Origin of the sequence: Streptomyces scopuliridis RB72 (assembly GCF_000718095.1) — a bacterium.
GTDB classification, from domain to species: Bacteria; Actinomycetota; Actinomycetes; order Streptomycetales; family Streptomycetaceae; genus Streptomyces; species Streptomyces scopuliridis.
The window spans coordinates 21,463-40,253 of the sequence record NZ_JOEI01000018.1; the positions used below are offsets into that span (position 1 = coordinate 21,463).

At 70.2% G+C, this 18,791-nt stretch carries 16 protein-coding genes; 14 read left to right on the top strand and 2 right to left on the bottom strand.

Annotated elements, in window-relative coordinates; translation table 11 throughout:
• Nucleotides 1-72: 72 nt before the first annotated feature.
• The 9 genes from ftsW to IF11_RS0122640 all read left to right on the top strand — a co-directional run bounded on the left by ftsW (nt 73) and on the right by IF11_RS0122640 (nt 8,850).
• Nucleotides 73-1,584, top strand: a complete 1,512-nt coding sequence (gene ftsW / locus IF11_RS0122600; protein WP_211266755.1) for a putative lipid II flippase FtsW — start codon at nt 73-75, stop codon at nt 1,582-1,584.
• Between the two features lie 6 nt (nt 1,585-1,590).
• Nucleotides 1,591-2,685 (top strand): undecaprenyldiphospho-muramoylpentapeptide beta-N-acetylglucosaminyltransferase, encoded by a 1,095-nt coding sequence (gene murG, locus IF11_RS0122605; protein WP_030353511.1) that lies wholly within the window; start codon nt 1,591-1,593, stop codon nt 2,683-2,685.
• A gap of 22 nt (nt 2,686-2,707) precedes the next feature.
• Nucleotides 2,708-3,511 carry a cell division protein FtsQ/DivIB gene (locus tag IF11_RS0122610; RefSeq protein WP_030353512.1) on the top strand — a complete coding sequence of 268 codons (804 nt, stop codon included), beginning with the start codon at nt 2,708-2,710 and terminating at the stop codon, nt 3,509-3,511.
• 276 nt (nt 3,512-3,787) lie between these two features.
• Nucleotides 3,788-4,999 carry a cell division protein FtsZ gene (ftsZ, locus tag IF11_RS0122615; RefSeq protein ID WP_030353513.1) on the top strand — a complete coding sequence of 404 codons (1,212 nt, stop codon included), beginning with the start codon at nt 3,788-3,790 and terminating at the stop codon, nt 4,997-4,999.
• A complete protein-coding gene (gene pgeF, locus IF11_RS0122620; protein WP_030353514.1) occupies nt 4,996-5,724 on the top strand; it encodes a peptidoglycan editing factor PgeF in 729 nt (242 codons plus the stop codon). The genes ftsZ and pgeF overlap by 4 nt, the downstream gene beginning before the upstream one ends.
• 7 nt (nt 5,725-5,731) lie before the next feature.
• On the top strand, nt 5,732-6,451 hold the full coding sequence (locus IF11_RS0122625; RefSeq protein ID WP_030353515.1) for a YggS family pyridoxal phosphate-dependent enzyme: 720 nt from the start codon (nt 5,732-5,734) through the stop codon (nt 6,449-6,451).
• A gap of 123 nt (nt 6,452-6,574) precedes the next feature.
• Complete coding sequence (locus IF11_RS0122630; protein ID WP_030353516.1) at nt 6,575-7,186, top strand: cell division protein SepF; 612 nt, start codon at nt 6,575-6,577, stop codon at nt 7,184-7,186.
• Nucleotides 7,187-7,277: 91 nt separating this feature from the next.
• Nucleotides 7,278-7,574, top strand: a complete 297-nt coding sequence (locus IF11_RS0122635; RefSeq protein ID WP_030353517.1) for a YggT family protein — start codon at nt 7,278-7,280, stop codon at nt 7,572-7,574.
• A gap of 49 nt (nt 7,575-7,623) precedes the next feature.
• Nucleotides 7,624-8,850 carry a DivIVA domain-containing protein gene (locus IF11_RS0122640; protein WP_030353518.1) on the top strand — a complete coding sequence of 409 codons (1,227 nt, stop codon included), beginning with the start codon at nt 7,624-7,626 and terminating at the stop codon, nt 8,848-8,850.
• A gap of 481 nt (nt 8,851-9,331) precedes the next feature.
• Here IF11_RS0122640 and ileS read toward each other — a convergent pair whose 3' ends face one another.
• Nucleotides 9,332-12,481, bottom strand: a complete 3,150-nt coding sequence (ileS, locus tag IF11_RS0122645; protein ID WP_030353519.1) for an isoleucine--tRNA ligase — start codon at nt 12,479-12,481, stop codon at nt 9,332-9,334.
• Nucleotides 12,482-13,049: 568 nt separating this feature from the next.
• Here ileS and IF11_RS0122650 point away from each other — a divergent pair.
• From IF11_RS0122650 to IF11_RS0122670, 5 genes are read left to right on the top strand one after another with little or no spacing between them, the layout of a single operon-like run.
• Nucleotides 13,050-13,883 carry a TraR/DksA family transcriptional regulator gene (locus IF11_RS0122650; protein ID WP_030353520.1) on the top strand — a complete coding sequence of 278 codons (834 nt, stop codon included), beginning with the start codon at nt 13,050-13,052 and terminating at the stop codon, nt 13,881-13,883.
• A 60-nt stretch (nt 13,884-13,943) separates the two neighbouring features.
• Nucleotides 13,944-14,504: a signal peptidase II gene (gene lspA, locus IF11_RS0122655; RefSeq protein ID WP_030353521.1), complete on the top strand. Its 561-nt coding sequence runs from the start codon at nt 13,944-13,946 to the stop codon at nt 14,502-14,504.
• A gap of 53 nt (nt 14,505-14,557) precedes the next feature.
• The gene (locus IF11_RS0122660) at nt 14,558-15,499 is read left to right on the top strand and encodes an RluA family pseudouridine synthase (protein ID WP_030353522.1); all 942 of its coding nucleotides are present in this window, start codon (nt 14,558-14,560) and stop codon (nt 15,497-15,499) included.
• Nucleotides 15,496-15,984, top strand: coding sequence for a GNAT family N-acetyltransferase (locus IF11_RS0122665; RefSeq protein ID WP_030353523.1), 489 nt, complete (start codon nt 15,496-15,498; stop codon nt 15,982-15,984). The genes IF11_RS0122660 and IF11_RS0122665 overlap by 4 nt, the downstream gene beginning before the upstream one ends.
• A 26-nt stretch (nt 15,985-16,010) precedes the next feature.
• A complete protein-coding gene (locus IF11_RS0122670) occupies nt 16,011-17,597 on the top strand; it encodes a Na+/H+ antiporter (protein WP_030353524.1) in 1,587 nt (528 codons plus the stop codon).
• Between the two features lie 18 nt (nt 17,598-17,615).
• Here the strand turns inward: IF11_RS0122670 and IF11_RS0122675 are convergent, their stop codons facing one another.
• Nucleotides 17,616-18,779 carry a mechanosensitive ion channel family protein gene (locus IF11_RS0122675; RefSeq protein ID WP_030353525.1) on the bottom strand — a complete coding sequence of 388 codons (1,164 nt, stop codon included), beginning with the start codon at nt 18,777-18,779 and terminating at the stop codon, nt 17,616-17,618.
• Between the last annotated feature and the right edge of the window lie 12 nt (nt 18,780-18,791).

Genomic DNA, 18,791 nt, shown 5'->3' on the forward strand with positions numbered 1-18,791 from the left:
CGCAGCAGCAGGCCGCAGCCCACTGACCACTCGCGCCAGCCGCGCCAGGCACGACTGGAGGGGACAGCGACGATGGCGGCCGACGACACCGCGGACCGAGATCCGCGGCCCGCGCCGGGGCCCGTCCGGCGCGGCTGGGGCTTCCTGGGCGCGCTTCAGGGCGCTCCCGTTCTCGCGGGGGCGCCCGGTGGTGTGAAGGCCCCCGAGGAGAGCGCGCACGCCGGTGCGGGCGCCCGCGCGGGGCGCCTGGCAGGGCTCCTGCTGCGCGGCCGGGCCGCCGGAGCCGCCGTACGCCGTACGCCCGCCGCCCGGCGCGGAGGCGGCAGGAGCGGCACACCCCGGCGGCCGCGCGGCGGACCCCGGCGCTTCTACGAGCGGATGCGGCGCGCCTGGGACCGGCCGCTCACCGCGTACTACCTGATCCTCGGCAGCGGTCTGCTGATCACCGTGCTCGGTCTGGTGATGGTCTACTCCGCGTCGATGATCTACGCGCTCCAGCTGTCGCTGCCCGCCACGTACTTCTTCCGCAAGCAGTTCCTCGCGGTCGTCCTCGGCACCGGCCTGCTGCTGCTCGCCTCCCGCATGCCGATCAAGCTCAACCGCGCGCTCTCGTACCCGCTGCTGGTCGGTACGGTCTTCCTGATGGTGCTCGTCCAGGTCCCGGGGATAGGGCGTGCCGTCAACGGCAACCAGAACTGGATCTATCTGGGCGGCCCGTTCCAGCTCCAGCCCAGCGAGTTCGGCAAACTGGCGCTGATCCTCTGGGGCGCCGATCTGCTCGCCCGTAAACAGGACAAGCGGCTGCTGACCCAGTGGAAACACCTGCTGGTGCCGTTCGTCCCGGTCGCCCTGATGCTGCTCGGACTGATCATGCTCGGCGGCGACATGGGGACCGCGATCATTCTCACGGCGATCCTCTTCGGGCTGCTCTGGCTGGCGGGCGCCCCCACCCGGCTCTTCGCCGGGGTGCTGGCCGTCGCCGGGCTGATCGGCTTCGCGCTGATCAAGACCAGCGAGAACCGGCTGTCGCGGTTCTCCTGCGTCGGCGCGATCGATCTGGGCCCGGACGGGGAGTGCTGGCAGGCGGTCCACGGGATCTACGCGCTGGCCTCCGGCGGATGGTTCGGTTCAGGCCTCGGCGCGAGTGTGGAAAAGTGGGGTCAACTGCCCGAACCGCACACCGACTTCATTTTCGCCATCACCGGGGAGGAACTGGGTCTGGCGGGGACGCTGTCGGTACTCGCACTGTTCGCGGCTCTAGGCTATGCGGGTATCCGCGTGGCCGGACGCACGGAGGATCCCTTCGTGAGGTACGCCGCGGGAGGTGTGACCACCTGGATCACGGTGCAGGCCGTGATCAACATTGGTGCGGTGCTCGGCCTGCTGCCGATCGCCGGAGTCCCGCTCCCGCTGTTCTCCTACGGAGGGTCGGCCCTGCTGCCGACCATGTTCGCTATCGGGCTGCTGATCGCGTTCGCGCGAGAGGATCCCGCCGCGAAAGCGGCCCTGGCCATGCGACGGCCCGGGGTGAGATGGAAGACGATGAGACGGCGCGTCAAGAAGCGTCCGTCCGGAGAGCGGTGAATTTCGGTGCATGTCGTACTCGCCGGTGGGGGGACCGCCGGCCACATCGAGCCCGCGCTCGCCCTCGCGGACGCCCTGCGCAGGCAGGACCCCACCGTGGGGATCACGGCCCTCGGCACGGAGCGCGGACTGGAGACCAGGCTCGTACCGGAGCGGGGGTACGAGCTGGGGCTGATCCCCGCCGTACCGCTGCCGCGCAAACCCACGCCCGAACTGATCACCGTCCCCGGGCGGCTGCGCGGCACGATCAAGGCCGCCGAGCAGATCCTGGAGCGCACCAAGGCGGACTGTGTGGTGGGCTTCGGCGGCTATGTCGCGCTGCCCGGCTATCTGGCCGCCAAACGGCTCGGGGTGCCGATCATCGTCCATGAGGCCAACGCCAGGCCGGGACTGGCCAACAAGATCGGCTCGCGGTACGCGGCCGGTGTGGCCGTCTCCACCCCGGACAGCAAGCTGCGCGGCGCCCGCTACATCGGCATCCCGCTGCGCCGCACCATCGCCACCCTCGACCGCGCTCGCGTACGCCCCGAGGCGCGCGCGGCGTTCGGGCTCGACCCCAATCTGCCGACGCTGCTCGTCTCCGGCGGCTCGCAGGGCGCGCGCCGGCTCAACGAGGTGATCCAGCAGATCGCTCCGGTGCTCCAGCGCTCCGGAATCCAGATCCTGCACGCGGTCGGTCCGAAGAATGAAATGCCGCGCGTGGACAACATGCCCGGAATGCCGCCTTATATCCCGGTACCGTATGTGGACCGGATGGACCTCGCGTACGCCGCGGCCGACATGATGCTCTGCCGCGCGGGCGCGATGACCGTCGCCGAACTCTCCGCCGTCGGACTGCCGGCCGCCTATGTACCGCTGCCCATCGGCAACGGTGAACAGCGGCTCAACGCCCAGCCGGTGGTGAAGGCCGGCGGTGGACTGCTGGTCGATGACGCCGAACTGACCCCCGAGTGGGTCCAGAGCCATGTGCTCCCGGTGCTCGCCGATCCGCACCGGCTGTACGAGATGTCCCGCGCGGCCTCCGAGTTCGGCCGTCGGGACGCCGATGATCTGCTCGTAGGAATGGTGTACGAGGCGATCGCCGCACGCCGCCAGGCGTAGCGGCGCAAGGAGGCAGGGGAGCGTGGCCGGACCGACGACCGCAGAGCGTGGCACCCGACCGCGGTCGGAGTCCGGCCGCCCCGACGAGGGGCCGCCGGCCCGCCGGTTCGGGCTCCCCCGTCTCCGCCTCTCTCCCCGTCCGCTGATCGCGCTCATCGCCGTGGCCCTGCTGGTCGCGGGCGGGATCTGGGCGCTGTACGGCTCCTCGTGGCTGCGGGTGGAGAAGGTGCACACCTCGGGCACGGACGTGCTCACGCACACCGAGGTCGAGACCGCAGCCGCCGTGCCGGTCGGGGCGCCGCTGATTTCCGTCGACACGGACGGGATTGAGGCGCGGCTCCGTCAGAAGCTGCCGCGTATCGATTCGGTCGAGGTGGTCCGTTCATGGCCGAACGGCATCAGGCTGAAAGTGATCGAGCGAAAGCCCGCGCTGCTTCTCGAAAAGGGAGCAAAGTTCATCGAAGTGGACGCCGGGGGTGTGCGTTTCGCCACGGTCGAGAAGGCGCCCAAGGATGTCCCCCTCCTCGAATTGACGGTGGATCAGTCAGCCGGAACGCAACGCTTCGGAACGGAGCGGCTGATGCGCGAAGCGGTACGGGTCCGCGCCGAACTGCCGGAGAAAGTGGCCGGGGACATCAGGGTCGTACGGGTCCGTTCGTACGACTCGATCTCCCTGGAGCTGACCGGCGGCCGTACGGTGATGTGGGGAAGCGGAGAGGACGGCACGGCCAAGGCGCGTGCGCTCACCGCTCTCATGAAAGCCGTCCCCAAGGCGGGGCACTTCGATGTGAGCGCACCCACCGCGCCTGCGGCGTCGGGGAGTTGACGGGCATATGTGCTGGCCAGCACCCTGGTTGGTCAGCGCTATGGGTGATCACATAGGGTGAAAAGAAAAACGGGAGGTTCGGCGTGTTCGTTGAACGTGCGCCACTTGTCGACTTAGTGTCCTGTTCGGAAGAGTCCAAGAAGCGGACACACTGGTAACCCTGAACTTCAACGTGAGGGTTTGGGTCGGCGTTTCGGACCGTCCCATCGGCATCAGTCGTCGCGGCGCCACATCAGCGAAGCGACGACACGTAACTCGAGGCGAGAGGCCTTCGACGTGGCAGCACCGCAGAACTACCTCGCAGTCATCAAGGTCATCGGTGTCGGCGGCGGTGGTGTCAATGCCATCAACCGAATGATCGAGGTCGGCCTCAAGGGCGTCGAGTTCATCGCGATCAACACCGACGCACAAGCCCTGTTGATGAGCGACGCCGACGTCAAGCTCGACGTCGGCCGTGAACTCACCCGCGGCCTCGGCGCCGGAGCCAACCCGGCAGTCGGCCGCAAGGCGGCAGAGGACCACCGCGAGGAGATCGAGGAGGTCCTCAAGGGGGCCGACATGGTCTTCGTCACCGCCGGCGAGGGTGGCGGCACCGGCACCGGCGGCGCGCCCGTCGTCGCCAATATCGCCCGCTCGCTGGGCGCCCTCACGATCGGTGTGGTCACCCGCCCGTTCACCTTCGAGGGCCGCCGTCGCGCGAACCAGGCGGAGGACGGCATCGCCGAACTCCGCGAAGAGGTCGACACCCTCATCGTCATCCCCAACGACCGGCTGCTGTCCATCTCGGACCGCCAGGTCAGCGTCCTCGACGCGTTCAAGTCCGCGGACCAGGTGCTGCTGTCGGGTGTCCAGGGCATCACGGACCTCATCACCACCCCCGGTCTGATCAACCTCGACTTCGCCGACGTCAAGTCCGTGATGTCCGAGGCGGGCTCCGCGCTCATGGGCATCGGCTCGGCCCGCGGCGACGACCGCGCGGTGGCCGCCGCCGAGATGGCGATCTCCTCGCCGCTCCTCGAAGCGTCCATCGACGGCGCCCGCGGTGTCCTGCTCTCCATCTCCGGCGGTTCCGACCTCGGTCTCTTCGAGATCAACGAGGCGGCGCAGCTGGTCAGCGAGGCGGCCCACCCCGAGGCCAACATCATCTTCGGCGCCGTCATCGACGACGCCCTGGGCGACGAGGTACGGGTCACCGTGATCGCGGCCGGCTTCGACGGCGGACAGCCGCCGACCCGGCGCGAGACCGTACTGGGCGCGGGCTCCGCGAAGCGCGACGAGCAGCCGGCGCCCTCCCGGTCCTCGGACACCGGCCGCTCCTCCGGGCTCGGCACCGTACCGCCGCGCGAGGACGCCCCGGCCAGGCCCGAGCCCGTTCCGGCGGTCAACGAGAAGCCGCTCTCCCCGGTGAGCCCGCCGCAGGTTCCCCCGGCCCGTCCCTACCAGGACAGCCAGGCCGAGGAGCTGGACGTCCCGGACTTCTTGAAGTGATACGACAGCACGAAACACGGAGCGGCGCGCACTTCGCCTTCACCGACCGGTGGGGCGGGGTGAGCGCCGTTCCGTACGCTCAGCTCAATCTCGGCGGCGCGGTCGGCGACGATCCCGGGGCCGTCCGCACCAATCGCGAACTCGCCGCGAAGTCCCTGGCGCTCGACCCCGCGCGGGTCGTCTGGATGAACCAGGTGCACGGCCGCGATGTGGCCGTCGTCGATGGACCGTGGACGAGCGCGGACATCCCGGCCGTCGACGCGATCGTCACGCAGCGGCGCGGACTGGCACTCGCCGTACTCACCGCGGACTGCGTTCCGCTGCTGATGGCCGACCCGGCCGCCGGGATCGTGGCCGCCGCCCACGCCGGCCGTCCCGGTCTGGTCGCGGGGATCGTACCGGCCGCCGTCGAGGCGATGATCACACTGGGCGCGGAACCTTCCCGGATCACCGCCCGTACCGGACCGGCCGTCTGCGGTCGCTGTTACGAAGTCCCGGCGCGGATGCGGGACGAGGTCGCCGCCGCCGTGCCGGAGGCCCACTCCGAGACCAGCTGGTCCACCCCGGCCGTGGATGTCGTCGCCGGGGTCCACGCACAGCTCGACGCGCTCGGGGTGCGGGACCGGCAGCGCTCGGCGGTCTGCACACTGGAGTCGGACGACCACTATTCGTACCGCCGCGACCGCACCACCGGACGGCTCGCCGGCTATGTCTGGCTGGACTGATAAGCGCATGAAGGACCGGAAGACCGAACTCGCCGCGAATCTGGCGAGGGTGGAGGAACGTATCTCCGCCGCCTGCGCCGCCGCCGGGCGCGCGCGGGACGAGGTGACCCTGATCGTGGTCACCAAGACCTACCCCGCGAGCGATGTCCGCCTGCTCCATGAACTCGGCGTACGGCACGTCGCCGAGAACCGTGACCAGGATGCCGCGCCCAAGGCCGCCGCCTGTGCGGATTTGTCGCTGACCTGGCACTTTGTTGGTCAATTGCAGACGAACAAGGTCCGCTCCGTAGCCAGTTACGCCGAAGTCGTGCAGTCTGTCGACCGGATCAAGCTCGTTTCCGCGCTCTCCGCCGCGGCGGTGCGCGCGGAGCGTGAGCTGACCTGTCTGATTCAGGTCGCCCTCGACGCCGAGTCCGGTGAACGCGGTGCGCGGGGCGGCACGGCACCCGACGGAATTGAGGAGTTGGCCACAGCGGTGGCCGGTTCACCAGGACTGCGGCTCGGCGGTCTGATGACCGTGGCGCCGCTCGCCGGACCGTACGCGGGACGGCAACAGGCGGCGTTCGAGCGGCTGCTGGAATTCTCATCCCGCCTGCGCGCGGACCATCCGGCTGCGAACATGGTCTCAGCAGGGATGAGTGCGGACCTTGAGGACGCTGTGAAGGCCGGTGCGACACATGTACGCGTCGGTACGGCGGTACTCGGAGTCCGACCCAGCCTCGGGTAACGTCGCGAAGCAAGTCGGACCACAGCAGAAAATATGGTCATTTCGCCAAAAAGCGGACAGACCTAGTGGATCGCGGGCACTTGGTGACGAGGCCGATCCACCACAGAGCGGAGGACTCAGAGCATGGCCGGCGCGATGCGCAAGATGGCGGTCTACCTCGGCCTCGTGGAGGACGATGGGTACGACGGCCGGGGCTTCGACCCCGACGATGATTTCGAACCCGAGCCGGAGCCCGAGCGGGAACACCGGCGTCACCAGCCCGTGCGTCAGCAGGAGCGGGAAGAGCCGGTACGGCTGCCCCAACCGCCGGCGCAGCGCGAGCGTGAGCCGGTGTCGCTAGCGGCAGAAAGCGGACGTCCCGCCCGAATCGCCCCCGTGGCGTCCATCACACCTGAACGTCCGAGCCTGGAGAAGAACGCACCGGTGATCATGCCCAAGGTTGTGTCCGAGCGGGAGCCCTACCGCATCACCACACTGCACCCGAGGACCTACAACGAGGCCCGTACTATCGGGGAACACTTCCGCGAGGGCACTCCAGTGATCATGAATCTGACCGAGATGGACGACACCGATGCGAAGCGACTTGTCGACTTTGCCGCGGGACTTGTCTTCGGTCTCCATGGCAGCATTGAGCGAGTGACCCAGAAGGTGTTCCTGCTGTCTCCTGCTAACGTCGATGTCACGGCGGAGGACAAGGCCCGCATCGCAGAGGGCGGGTTCTTCAACCAGAGCTAGGAAGCAGCACCGGGAACGACCCGGTCGCACGGCGGGAAAGTCCCGGCGAGCGGCCGGACCAGAGTGAGCCAGGGGAGAGGGAAGCAGCGGGATGGGCGTCGCACTACAGGTGGTTTACATCGCTCTGATGTGCTTCCTCATCGTGCTTATTTTCCGGTTGGTCATGGACTACGTCTTCCAGTTCGCCCGCTCATGGCAGCCCGGCAAGGCGATGGTGGTCGTTCTGGAGGCCACCTACACTGTCACCGATCCACCGCTCAAGCTTCTGCGGCGGTTCATTCCGCCGCTGCGTCTCGGGGGCGTGGCACTCGACCTGTCCTTCTTCGTTCTGATGATCATCGTTTACATCCTGATCTCGCTTGTGAGCAACCTGGCGAGGGGAATGTGAACGATACGGTCTTGCCGACTGCCGACGACTACGTAGAGGTGAAGTAGAGATGCCGTTGACCCCTGAGGACGTGCGGAACAAGCAGTTCACGACCGTCCGCCTCCGAGAAGGCTACGACGAGGACGAGGTCGATGCCTTTCTCGACGAGGTCGAGGCCGAACTGACCCGCCTGCTCCGCGAGAACGAGGACCTGCGCGCCAAGCTGGCCGCCGCCACGCGTGCCGCCGCGCAGAACCAACAGCAGCAGGGTATGCGGAAGCCTCCCGAACAGCAGGAACGGCCGGGTGCCCCGGTACCCGCCGCCATATCAGGACCGCCGCAGCAGCAGCAGCCCCCGCAGATGGGTCCCCCCCAGCTGCCCGGTGGTGCTCCGCAGCTGCCCGCGGGTCCGAGCGCGCACGGCCACGGCCCCGGTCCGCAGGGTCATGACCCGCGCGGCCAGCACGGCCCCGGACCGATGGGCCAGGGCGGCCCCATGCAGCAGGGCGGCCCGATGCAGGGCGGTCCCATGCAGCAGGGTGGCCCCATGGGCCAGGGCGGTCCGATGGGCCAGGGCGGCCCCATGCAGCAGCAGGGCGGCCCCATGGGTGGACCGATGGGCGGCCCCATGGGCGGCCACGGCCCGGGGATGCCCCAGCCCGGTCAGGGCCCCGGCGGCGACAGCGCCGCGCGAGTCCTCTCGCTCGCCCAGCAGACCGCTGACCAGGCGATCGCCGAGGCGCGCTCCGAGGCCAACAAGATCGTCGGCGAGGCGCGCAGCCGTGCCGAGGGTCTGGAGCGGGACGCGCGCGCCAAGGCGGACGCGCTGGAGCGGGACGCGCAGGAGAAGCACCGCGTGGCGATGGGCTCCCTGGAGTCCGCGCGCGCGACGCTGGAGCGCAAGGTCGAGGACCTGCGCGGCTTCGAGCGCGAGTACCGTACGCGGCTGAAGTCCTACCTGGAGAGCCAGCTGCGTCAGCTGGAGACCCAGGCCGACGACTCACTGGCCCCGCCGCGGACCCCGGCGACCGCGTCGCTGCCGCCGTCGCCGTCCATGGCTCCGGCCGGTGCGGGCGCGATGGGACACAGCATGGGAGGCAACCCGTCCATGGGGGGCTCCATGGGCGGTTCCATGGGTGGCCACACGCCCTCGCCGGGTCCGTCGTACGGCGGTCAGCAGCAGATGTCGCCGGCGATGACCCAGCCGATGGCACCGGTGCGGCCGCAGGCACCGCAGCCGATGCAGCAGGCGCCGTCGCCGATGCGGGGCTTTCTGATCGACGAGGACGACAACTGAGGGGCGGGGTGCGCGTGAGCAGCGCGTAGCCGTCGGCAGGCTGAGGGGCTGGGCCCGGGGTATTTACCTCGGGCCCAGCCCCTTTTTTTGGGTGCGGGTGCGGGTGCGGGTGCGGGTGCGGGTGCGGGTGCGGTGGCCGGCGCGGGCGTGTGCGTGGGCCGCTGCGCGGGGCTCTCCCCTGACCCGCCCCTTCCCGAAACCGGGGCGCTGCCCGGGACCCCGGCCCCCACCGTTCCGGTGGGGTGGGTACGGACGGCGGGGCGGACCCCGCACCCCAGGGCGCCGGCTTCGCGGCGCCGACGCACCGGGCGCCACCGTCCCGGTGAGCCCCGGCTGCACCGGCTTTCGCGTCGCGGAACCTCGCGCCGGAGTGCGCCGGCTTCGCGGCGCTACCGTCGCGTGGGGGTGGAGGTGGGACAAAGGCGGGCGGACACAGGAACGGCCCGGACCGGGGATGCCGGGCCGGGCCGCTCGGGGGGCGTTAGATCTTGCGCAGGCGGAACGTGAGGGAGAGGCCCTCGTCCGTGAAGGGGGTGCCGTACGCGTCGTCCGCTTCGCCCGTGGCGAAGTCCGTGGCGAGGACCTCCTCGGAGATCAGCGGGGCGTGTGCGGTCAGGGCTTCCGTGGTGGACGGGGAGGATGTCGTCCAGCGGACCGCGATGCGGTCCGCCACGTCGAGGCCGCTGTTCTTGCGGGCCTCCTGGATGAGGCGGATCGCGTCACGGGCCAGGCCCGCGAGGCGCAGCTCCGGCGTGATCTCCAGGTCCAGGGCGACCGTCGCCCCGGAGTCCGAGGCGACCGACCAGCCTTCGCGCGGGGTCTCCGTGATGATCACCTCGTCGGGGGCGAGCGAGATCGGCTCGCCGTCGATGGTCACCGTGGCCGTACCGTCGCGCAGGGCGGCGGAGAGGGCCGCCGCGTCCGCCTCGGCGACGGCCTTGGCCACCGCCTGGACGCCCTTGCCGAAGCGCTTGCCCAGCGCGCGGAAGTTCGCCTTGGCCGTGGTGTCGACCAGCGAGCCGCCCACCTCGGAGAGCGTCGCCAGCGAGGAGACGTTCAGCTCCTCGGTGATCTGGGCGCGCAGCTCGGCGGAGAGGTCCTCGAAGCCCGTCGCCGCGATCAGCGCGCGGGACAGCGGCTGGCGGGTCTTCACGCCCGACTCGGCGCGCGTCGCGCGGCCCAGCTCGACCAGCCTGCGTACCAGCGTCATCTGCCGCGACAGCGCCGGATCGATCGCCGTCAGGTCGGCCTCCGGCCAGCTCGCCAGGTGGACCGACTCCTCCGCCTCGGCCGTCACCGGCACGATCATGTCCTGCCAGACCCGCTCGGTGATGAACGGGGTCAGCGGGGCCATCAGCCGCGTGACCGTCTCGACCACCTCGTGCAGCGTGCGCAGCGCCGCCTTGTCGCCCTGCCAGAAGCGACGGCGCGAGCGGCGTACGTACCAGTTGGAGAGATCGTCGACGAAGGCCGAGAGCAGCTTGCCGGTGCGCTGGGTGTCGTATGTCTCCATGGCCTGGGTGGTCTGGTCGACCAGCGCGTGCAGCTCGCTCAGCAGCCAGCGGTCGAGCAGCGGGCGGTCGGCCGGCGCCGGATCGGCCTGGCTCGGGGCCCAGTTGGAGGTGCGCGCGTACAGGGCCTGGAAGGCGACCGTGTTCCAGTACGTGAGCAGCGTCTTGCGGACGACCTCCTGGATCGTGCCGTTGCCGACGCGGCGGGCCGCCCACGGGGAGCCGCCGGCCGCCATGAACCAGCGGACCGCGTCCGCGCCGTGCTGGTCCATCAGCGGGATCGGCTGGAGGATATTGCCCAGGTGCTTGGACATCTTGCGGCCGTCCTCGGCGAGGATATGGCCGAGGCAGACCACGTTCTCGTACGACGACTTGTCGAACACCAGCGTGCCGACGGCCATCAGCGTGTAGAACCAGCCGCGTGTCTGGTCGATCGCCTCCGAGATGAACTGCGCCGGGTAGCGCTTCTCGAAGAGGTCCTTGTTCTTGTACGGGTAGCCCCACTGCGCGAACGGCATCGAACCCGAGTCGTACCAGGCGTCGATGACCTCCGGGACCCGGACGGCCTCCAGCGAACAGCCCTCGGTGGGGCAGCCGAACGTGATCTCGTCGATGAACGGGCGGTGCGGGTCCAGCGCCGACTGGTCGGTGCCCGTCAGCTCGCTCAGCTCCGCGCGCGATCCCACGCACGTCAGGTGGTTGTCCTCGCAGCGCCAGATGGGCAGCGGGGTGCCCCAGTAGCGGTTACGGGACAGCGCCCAGTCGACGTTGTTGTTCAGCCAGTCCCCGTACCGGCCGTGCTTGACCGAGTCCGGGAACCAGTTGGTCTTCTCGTTCTCCTCCAGCAGCCGGTCCTTGATGGCCGTCGTACGGATGTACCAGGACGGCTGCGCGTAGTAGAGCAGCGCGGTGTGGCAGCGCCAGCAGTGCGGGTAGCTGTGCTCGTAGGGCACATGGCGCAGCAGCAGGCCGCGCGTGCGCAGGTCCTCGGTGAGCGCTTCGTCGGCCTTCTTGAAGAAGACCCCGCCGACCAGCGGGACGCTCTCCTCGAACGTGCCGTCGGGGCGGACCGGGTTCACGACCGGGAGGCCGTACGCGCGGCAGACCTTGAGGTCGTCCTCGCCGAAGGCCGGGGACTGGTGGACCAGACCCGTACCGTCCTCGGTCGTGACGTACTCGGCGTTGACGATGTAGTGCGCCTCGGTCCCGTCCGGGAAGTCGATCAGCGCGAAGGGGCGCTTGTACGTCCAGCGCTCCATCTCACGGCCGGTGAACGACTCGCCGGTGGTCTCCCACCCCTCGCCCAGCGCCTTCTCCACCAGTGGCTGGGCGACGACGAGCTTCTCCTCGCCGTTCGTCGCGACGACATAGGTGACATCGGGGTGCGCGGCGACGGCGGTGTTCGAGACCAGGGTCCAGGGGGTGGTCGTCCAGACCAGCAGCGCCGCCTCGCCCGCGAGCGGTCCCGAGGTGAGCGGGAAGCGGACGAAGACCGAGGGGTCGACGACCGTCTCGTAGCCCTGCGCCAGCTCATGGTCGGACAGGCCCGTCTGGTCGCGCGGACACCAGGGCGCGACGCGGTAGTCCTGGACCAGCAGGCCCTTGTTGAAGATCTCCTTCAGCGACCACCAGACGGACTCGACGTACTCCGGGTCCATCGTGCGGTACGCGTCGTCCAGATCGACCCAGTACCCCATGCGGGTCGTGAGCTCGGCGAAGGCGTCGGTGTGCCGGGTGACGGACTCGCGGCACTTGGCGTTGAACTCGGCGATGCCGTACGCCTCGATGTCCTGCTTGCCGGTGAAGCCCAGCTCCTTCTCGACGGCCAGCTCGACGGGCAGGCCGTGGCAGTCCCAGCCGGCCTTGCGGGCGACGTGGTAGCCGCGCATGGTGCGGAAGCGCGGGAAGACGTCCTTGAAGACCCGGGCCTCGATGTGGTGCGCGCCCGGCATGCCGTTGGCGGTGGGCGGGCCCTCGTAGAAGACCCACTCGGGGCGGCCCTCGGACTGTTCGAGGCTCTTGTCGAAGACCTTGCTCTCGCGCCAGAAATCGAGCACGGCGTGCTCCAGCGCGGGCAGATCGACCTGGGCGGGCACCTGGCGGTACTGGGGCGGGGTCACTGGTGTCATGGGGCGCTTCCTCCGGCGGAACTGCGGCATCTCCGTCGGAGGGACGAGAGCAGTGCTCCCGCGGTACCACCCTCCTTGGCCCCGGGCGTGCGCCGCCCGTGGCCCCCTCATTGGGGTCGCGCTGCCGGTTCTACTCGCTCCGGTGGGACCGGGGCTTTCTTCCGGCGGCTCCGGGGTGATGCTTCACTTCGCGCTCTGCCCCCGGGCTCTCACCGTCCCCGGGTCGCTCATGGCCGCGTACGACGCTACTCGTCCCCATCCACGCCTCTCGCTCGGCCCAGTGTACGGGGCCGGGCGGGGCGCGGCCGACCGGTTTACGCGGGGAGCGCCGTACGGCCGAACGTATGACCCGAATGGTTATACCGGCCCGGTGGGCTCGGCGGCGGCCCCTCGGCGGATTACCGGGCGGCGAGCTGGGCACAACCGATGCAGGCTGGTCTTGTCGTCGACGTGGGGAGGGCCGATCCGGCGGCGTGCCCCGTTGCCGCGGGGCTGGGGTCGATTTATCGTCCCAGCACGATTCGCGAGCAAGATCACCCTATGTGAAGGGGCCGCGGCCATGGTGGCGAAGAAGACCGCCGCGAAGAAGACGACCGCGGCGAAACCGGCGACCGAGAGCGCGGCCAGGACCACGGCGAAGGCCACAGCGAAGTCGGCGGCGAAGAAGACACCGGCCAAGAAAGCACCGGCGAAGAAGTCCGCGGCCAAGGAAGCAGCCAAGAAGACGGCCAGGAAAGCGACCAAGAAGGCACCGGCGAAGAAGACGGCCGCGAAGAAGTCCGCGGCCAAGAAGGCGGCGCCCGGCCGGGCGGCCGCCGGTGAGACCGCGAAGAAGGCCGCGTCCGCGGCCGAGGGGGCGGCCCAGGCCGCGGAACAGACGGGAGCCAGCACGGTGGGAGCGAAGAAGACCGCGGGCGGCGGGGGTACGGCGGCCGGCCGGCGTGGATCGGGGGCCGCGACGGCGGTCCCCACCGCGCGCGCCGCCGCCACACCCCCGGAGGAGCTGGCCGTACGGCCGGGCGAGGATCCCTGGACGCCGGAGGAGGTCGCGGCGGCCCGCGCCGTGCTGGAGAGCGAGGTGGCCAGACTGCGCGCCGAGATCACCTCGTCCGAGACCGCGCTGGCCGGGCTGATGCGGGACTCCGGGGACGGGGCGGGTGACGACGACGCGGACACCGGCACGAAGAACATCACGCGGGAGCACGAGATGTCGCTCGCGGCCAACGCCCGCGAGATGCTGGAGCAGACCGAGCGGGCGCTCCAGCGGCTCGACACCGGTACGTACGGGCTCTGCGAGGTCTGCGGTAAGCCGATCGGCAAGGCCAGGATGCAGGCGTTTCCGCGGGCCACACTCTGTGTGGAGGACAAGCAGAAACAGGAACGTCGCGGCTGAACGCGTTCGCGTGTGCCGTACGCTCGTCCTCAGTCAGGTACCTAGGGTTGAGGAACTTACGTGGCAGAGGCGGAGCGCAGCATCGGTACGCCGGAGGTTGACGACGAGGCCGCGGCTGCCGCCGAGCAGCCCAGAGGGAAGCGCAGGATCGCCGCCCTCTTCGCCGTGGCCGTGGTGGCTTATCTGCTGGACCTCGGCAGCAAGATGCTCGTGGTGGCCAAGCTGGAGCACCACGAGCCGATCGAGGTGATCGGCGATCTGCTGAAGTTCGAGGCGATCAGGAACCCGGGCGCCGCGTTCGGTATCGGCGAGGCGTTCACGGTGATCTTCACGTGTATCGCGGCGGCGGTGATCGTGGTGATCGCCCGGCTGGCCCGCAAGCTGTACAGCCTGCCCTGGGCGATCGCGCTGGGTCTGCTGCTCGGTGGCGCGCTGGGCAATCTCACCGACCGGATCTTCCGTTCGCCCGGCGTCTTCCAGGGCGCCGTGGTCGACTTCATCGCGCCCGCGCACTTCGCGGTCTTCAATCTCGCCGACTCCGCGATCGTCTGCGGCGGCATCCTCATCGTGCTGCTGTCGTTCCGGGGTCTCGACCCCGACGGGACCGTCCACCGGGACTGAGGGTCCGGGGGCGCGCGGTCCGGCGCCTTGTAGCTACAAGGCATACTCGACAGGTGAGCTTTCCCGAGATCAGAACCCTGCCCGTGCCCGATGGCCTGGAAGGCGAGCGCGTCGACGCCGCCATCGCCCGTATGTTCGGGTTCTCCCGTACGAAGGCGGCCGAGCTGGCCGCCTCCGGGAAGGTCCTGGTCGACGGCGCCGTCGTCGGGAAGTCCGAGCGTGTGAACGGCGGGGCCTGGCTGGAGGTCGAGATGCCGGGGGCGGCCGTCCCCGTGCAGATCGTGGCCGAGCCCGTCGAGGGCATGGAGATCGTGCACGACGACGACGACATCGTGGTGATCGTCAAGCCGGTCGGCGTCGCCGCGCACCCCAGCCCCGGCTGGAGCGGTACGACCGTCATCGGCGGCCTGGCCGCCGCCGGCTACCGCATCTCCACCTCCGGGGCGGCCGAACGGCAGGGCATCGTGCACCGGCTGGACGTCGGGACCTCCGGGCTGATGGTGGTGGCCAAGTCGGAGCGCGCGTACACGCTGCTCAAGGCGCAGTTCAAGGAGCGGGTCGTCGACAAGCGCTACCACGCGCTGGTGCAGGGCCACCCGGACCCGATGAGCGGGACCATCGACGCCCCCATCGGGCGCCATCCGAACCACGACTACAAGTGGGCGGTCACCGCCGAGGGCAAGCCGTCGGTGACGCACTACGACCTGATCGAGGCGTTCCGGTCGGCCTCGCTGCTGGACATCAAGCTGGAGACGGGCCGTACGCACCAGATCCGGGTGCACATGTCCGCCCACCGCCATCCGTGCGTGGGCGATCTGACCTACGGCGCCGATCCGACGCTGGCCAAGCGGCTTGGGCTGACCCGGCAGTGGCTGCACGCCGTACGGCTCGGCTTCGAGCACCCGTCGGACGGGCGATGGGTGGAGTACTCCAGCGGCTACCCCGACGATCTCCAGGCCGCGCTGGACAAGGTCAGGGCGGAGAGCAACGGATGACCCCGGGCGGCGACGGCGCCGGCTTCCAGGTGCGGATCGCGGCCGGACCGGCGGACATCGAGGCGTGCTTCGCGGTCCGCAAGGAGGTCTTCGTCGTCGAGCAGCGGGTCTCCGAGGACATCGAGTACGACGGCCGTGACGCGCGGGCGCTCCAGCTGCTCGCGATCCGCGAGGACGGGACGCCGCTGGGCACCGCGCGGCTGCTGTACGGGCCCGAGGCCGCCGACAGGACCGGCGGGGACCCGTCCGTCGGCTCGCTGGGACGGCTGGCGGTCGTCGCGTCGGCCCGCGGTCTCGGTATCGGCGTGGCGCTCGTACGGGCCGTCGAGGACGCGGCCCGCGAGCGCGGCCTCACGGTGGTGGACCTGCACGCGCAATCGCACGCGCTGGGCTTCTACGAGCGGCTGGGATACGCGGCGTACGGCCCCGAGTTCCAGGACGCGGGCATAGCGCACCGGTCGATGCGCCGGACGCTTCTGCCGTAACGCTTTCGATCACTGGAGGGCCCACCGTGGACCAGTTGGCGCTGCTGCTCGTGCTGTTGCTGGGCGCGGTGGTCACGGTTCCGCTCGGGGAGCGGCTGGGGCTGCCCTCGCCGGTGCTGATGACCCTGGCGGGGATCGTCCTGGCGCTGCTGCCGTTCGTACCGAACGTTCAGGTGCCGCCGGACTTCATCCTTCCGCTGCTGCTGCCGCCCCTGCTGTACGCCGCCGTACAGCGCACCTCCTGGCGGCAGTTCGCGGCGAATGTGCGGCCGATCCTGCTGCTCGCGGTCGCGCTCGTCTTCGTGACGATGGCGGCCGTCGCGGCGGTGGCCAACTCCATCGTGCCCGGACTGCCGATCGCCGCCGCGGTCGCGCTCGGCGCGCTCGTCGCCCCGCCCGACCCGGTGGCCGCGACCGCCGTCGCGGGCTCCCTCGGACTGCCCCGGCGGCTGGTCTCGATCCTGGAGGGCGAGGGGCTCTTCAACGATGTCACCGCGATCGTGCTCTACCACGTGGCGATCGCCGCGGTCGTCAGCGGAACGTTCTCCTGGCCGAACGCGGTCGGCTCGCTGGTCCTGTCCGCGGTGGTGGCCGTGGCGATGGGGCTCGCGCTCGGCTGGATCTCCAACAAGCTGATGTCGGTGCTCGGTGACGCGACGCTGCAGATCGGACTCTCGCTGCTGGTGCCGTTCGTCAGCTATGTGCTGGCCGAGGAGCTGCACGGCTCGGGTGTGCTCGCCGTCCTGACCACCGCGCTCTTCCTGGCCACGCACACGGCGGACGCCGACGACGTGATGGGGCGGCTGGCCGGCAACTCCTTCTGGCAGATCGTCGACACCCTGGTGACCGGCGTCGCCTTCGGTCTGATCGGGCTGGAGCTCCACAACGCCTTCGGCGCGGCCGGCGGCCACGCGTACGAGATGCTCGGCTGGGGCGCGGCGGTCATCGGGGTCGTCGTGTTCGTACGGCTGCTGTGGCTGCTGCCGGCGACCTGGCTGGCCAAGCGGATGCACAAGCTCCGCGACTACGACGAGGAGATCCCGACCAGCTGGCGCGAGACCGTCGTCATGTGGTGGGCCGGGATGCGCGGGGTGGCCTCGGTCGCCCTGGCGCTGGCGATCCCGCTGAAGACCGACAGCGGCGAGCCGTTCCCCGGCCGCGAGGAGATCATCTTCATCGCGTTCGCGGTCATCATCGCCACCCTGGTCATCCAGGGCCTGACCCTGCCCTGGCTGGTCCGGAAGCTCGGCGTGCGGGCGGACACGGACGCGGAACGCGAGCTGGAGCACTCGCTCGCGATCCGCGCCGCCAAGGCGGCCAAGCGCCGGCTCAGGGAGATCGAGGACGTCGAGGACCTGCCGGAGGAGATCAGCGAGCGGCTCCAGCGCGGCGCGGGCGACATCGGGGTGCGGATCAGCCCCGATCTGATCGATGACGAGCGGCGTGAGTGGGTCACCAAGCGGGTGGAGCGCATCAAGACCGTCCAGCGCATTCAGCGCGAGATGATGTCGGCGGCCCGCCACGAGGTCCTCTCGGCCCGCAACGAGCCCGGCTCGGACCCGGAGATCGTGGACCGCGTCCTGCGCCACCTGGACGTGCGCAGCATGCGCTGAGCGAGCGTGTGCGCGGTCTCAGCCGCGGCCCGTGCGGGGCCGCGGCGTGTCCTCGTCGCGGTCTCCCTCGTCGTGCTCGTCGTGCTCGTCGCGCTCGTCCCGTTCCGTCCGCTCGGCGGGCAGCGGGCTCCGGCCGCGCGGGAGAAGTCCATGGGCGAGATCCGTCGAGATCCTCGGCAGCGCGTACGGATGCGTCTCCACCAGCCAGCCGATCAGCTGCTCGCGTACCGCGCAGCGCACCGTCCAGATGTCGTCCGCGTCCTTGGCCGTGACCACGGCGCGCACCTCCATGGTGGTCGTGGCGGTGTCGGTGACCGTCAGATTCCAGGCCCTGCCGTCCCAGGCCGGGCACGCCAGCAGGATCTCGTGGAGCTTCTCGCGCATCGGCCCCATCGGCGCCGAGTGATCCAGCTGGAAGAAGACGGTGCCGGTCATCTGGACCCCGCCGCGCGACCAGTTCTCGAACGGCTTGCTGGTGAAGTACGACACCGGCATCGTGATGCGCCGCTCGTCCCAGGTCCGTACGGCGAGGAAGGTGAGCGTGACCTCCTCGACCACGCCCCACTCGCCGTCCACCACCACCGTGTCGCCGATCCGCACCATGTCCCCGAACGCGATCTGGAAGCCCGCGAAGAGATTGCCGAGCGTGGACTGCGCGGCCACACCGGCGACGATGCCGATGATGCCCGCGGAGGCCAGGATCGAGGTGCCGATGGCCCGCATGTCGGGGAAGGTGAGCAGGATCGCCGCCGCCGCGACCACCACGACGACCGCCGTCACGATTCGCATGATCAGCGTCACCTGCGTACGGACCCGGCGGATCCGGGCCGCGTCCCGGGTCGTGGCCGCGTAGCGGGCGTACGTGGACTCCACCGCCGCCGACACGATGCGTACCACCAGCCAGGCACCGGCGCCGATGAGCACCAGCGAGAGCGCCCGGCCGATCCCGTCGTGATGGCTCTCGATGATCCGCCACCGGGTCTGCCGGAACGTACCGCGCAGCAGGGCCGTGAGCAGGACCACCTGGAGCGGCAGCCGGCAGCGCCGCAGCAGCCCCCACAGCGGGGTATCGGAGTGCCGGGCGTCCGCGCGGCGCAGCACCAGATCGACGGCCCAGCCGAGCGCGAGCGTCAGCAGCACCGAGCCGCCGAGCACGAGAAGTGGGCGCAGTACGTTCTCCATGGCTCCCTCGTC